General features: G+C 52.8%; 16 tRNA genes. All 16 read right to left on the bottom strand.

What is annotated here, in order from left to right:
- Positions 1-6 precede the first annotated feature (6 nt).
- Positions 7-78 (bottom strand) — tRNA-Glu (locus tag VK91_RS22175).
- 2 nt (positions 79-80) lie between these two features.
- Positions 81-171, bottom strand: a tRNA-Ser gene (locus tag VK91_RS22170).
- Between the two features lie 10 nt (positions 172-181).
- A tRNA-Asn gene (locus VK91_RS22165) sits at positions 182-258 on the bottom strand.
- Positions 259-262: 4 nt separating this feature from the next.
- Positions 263-339: transfer RNA gene (locus VK91_RS22160), tRNA-Ile, on the bottom strand.
- A gap of 1 nt (position 340) precedes the next feature.
- Positions 341-414: transfer RNA gene (locus VK91_RS22155), tRNA-Gly, on the bottom strand.
- A 5-nt stretch (positions 415-419) separates the two neighbouring features.
- Positions 420-495, bottom strand: a tRNA-Phe gene (locus VK91_RS22150).
- Positions 496-553: 58 nt separating this feature from the next.
- Positions 554-629: transfer RNA gene (locus tag VK91_RS22145), tRNA-Asp, on the bottom strand.
- A gap of 3 nt (positions 630-632) precedes the next feature.
- Positions 633-707: transfer RNA gene (locus VK91_RS22140), tRNA-Met, on the bottom strand.
- A gap of 53 nt (positions 708-760) precedes the next feature.
- Positions 761-853: transfer RNA gene (locus VK91_RS22135), tRNA-Ser, on the bottom strand.
- Positions 854-868: 15 nt separating this feature from the next.
- A tRNA-Ile gene (locus VK91_RS22130) sits at positions 869-945 on the bottom strand.
- A 7-nt stretch (positions 946-952) separates the two neighbouring features.
- Positions 953-1026 (bottom strand) — tRNA-Met (locus tag VK91_RS22125).
- Positions 1027-1054: 28 nt separating this feature from the next.
- Positions 1055-1130, bottom strand: a tRNA-Ala gene (locus VK91_RS22120).
- Positions 1131-1146: 16 nt separating this feature from the next.
- A tRNA-Pro gene (locus VK91_RS22115) sits at positions 1147-1223 on the bottom strand.
- A gap of 9 nt (positions 1224-1232) precedes the next feature.
- Positions 1233-1309: transfer RNA gene (locus VK91_RS22110), tRNA-Arg, on the bottom strand.
- Positions 1310-1317: 8 nt separating this feature from the next.
- Positions 1318-1406: transfer RNA gene (locus VK91_RS22105), tRNA-Leu, on the bottom strand.
- A gap of 5 nt (positions 1407-1411) precedes the next feature.
- Positions 1412-1486 (bottom strand) — tRNA-Gly (locus VK91_RS22100).
- Between the last annotated feature and the right edge of the window lie 34 nt (positions 1487-1520).

Genomic DNA, 1520 nt, shown 5'->3' with positions numbered 1-1520 from the left:
TTAGTATGACCCGTACGGGATTCGAACCCGTGTTACCGCCGTGAAAGGGCGGTGTCTTAACCACTTGACCAACGGGCCCATGGCGGAGAAGGAGGGATTTGAACCCTCGCGCCGGTTACCCGACCTACACCCTTAGCAGGGGCGCCTCTTCAGCCTCTTGAGTACTTCCCCAAAATAAAAATGGCTCCGAAGGCAGGACTCGAACCTGCGACAACCTGATTAACAGTCAGGTGCTACTACCAACTGAGCTACTTCGGAATAATGGTGGGCCTAAATGGACTCGAACCATCGACCTCACGCTTATCAGGCGTGCGCTCTAACCAGCTGAGCTATAGGCCCTTGGAGCGGGTGATGGGAATCGAACCCACGACATCAGCTTGGAAGGCTGAGGTTTTACCATTAAACTACACCCGCATAAATGGTGGGTCAGGACGGAATCGAACCGCCGACACTTAGAGCTTCAATCTAATGCTCTACCAACTGAGCTACTGACCCATTTCGTCCATGCTAAGCTTGCTCACTTTTTTGCTTCTCATGACTTTTATTTTAAAAATGGCGGTCCCGACCGGGATCGAACCGGCGATCTCCTGCGTGACAGGCAGGCATGTTAACCGCTACACCACGGGACCTTTTGGTTGCGGGGGCCGGATTTGAACCAACGACCTTCGGGTTATGAGCCCGACGAGCTACCACTGCTCCACCCCGCGATAATTTTATGTTGTTTCGAGTTTTTAAAGCACCATTTATAAAAATTTAAAACTGGAGGAGGTAGAGGGATTCGAACCCCCGCGCGGTGTTACCCGCCTGTCGGTTTTCAAGACCGATCCCTTCAGCCAGACTTGGGTATACCTCCGTTACAATATATAAATGGTGGACCTTGCAGGACTCGAACCTGCGACCGGACGGTTATGAGCCGTCTGCTCTAACCAACTGAGCTAAAGGTCCTTTAAGATGGCGGCAGAGGGGATCGAACCCCCGACCTTACGGGTATGAACCGTACGCTCTAGCCAGCTGAGCTACGCCGCCAGGATCTTTATACTGGTTAATTTACTTATGGTGGAGCCTAGCGGGATCGAACCGCTGACCTCCTGCGTGCAAGGCAGGCGCTCTCCCAGCTGAGCTAAGGCCCCATAATCTTTTTGGAAATGGTCGGGAAGACAGGATTCGAACCTGCGACCCCTTGGTCCCAAACCAAGTGCTCTACCAAGCTGAGCTACTTCCCGTTGTTCTTTTGGCGCGCCCGACAGGAGTCGAACCCATAACCTTCTGATCCGTAGTCAGACGCTCTATCCAATTGAGCTACGGGCGCATTTAAAATGGTGCCGAGGACCGGAATCGAACCGGTACGGTAGTCACCTACCGCAGGATTTTAAGTCCTGTGCGTCTGCCAGTTCCGCCACCCCGGCACATTTGGAGCGGAAGACGAGGTTCGAACTCGCGACCCCCACCTTGGCAAGGTGGTGTTCTACCACTGAACTACTTCCGCATGTGCATAAGCTTTTTTATCTGGCAATGAAAAT

Source organism: Lysinibacillus sp. LK3, assembly GCF_001043675.1.
GTDB lineage: Bacteria > Bacillota > Bacilli > Bacillales_A > Planococcaceae > Lysinibacillus > Lysinibacillus capsici.
Note: the sequence above shows the minus strand (reverse complement) of the source record. Positions and strands in the feature narration are given on the sequence as shown.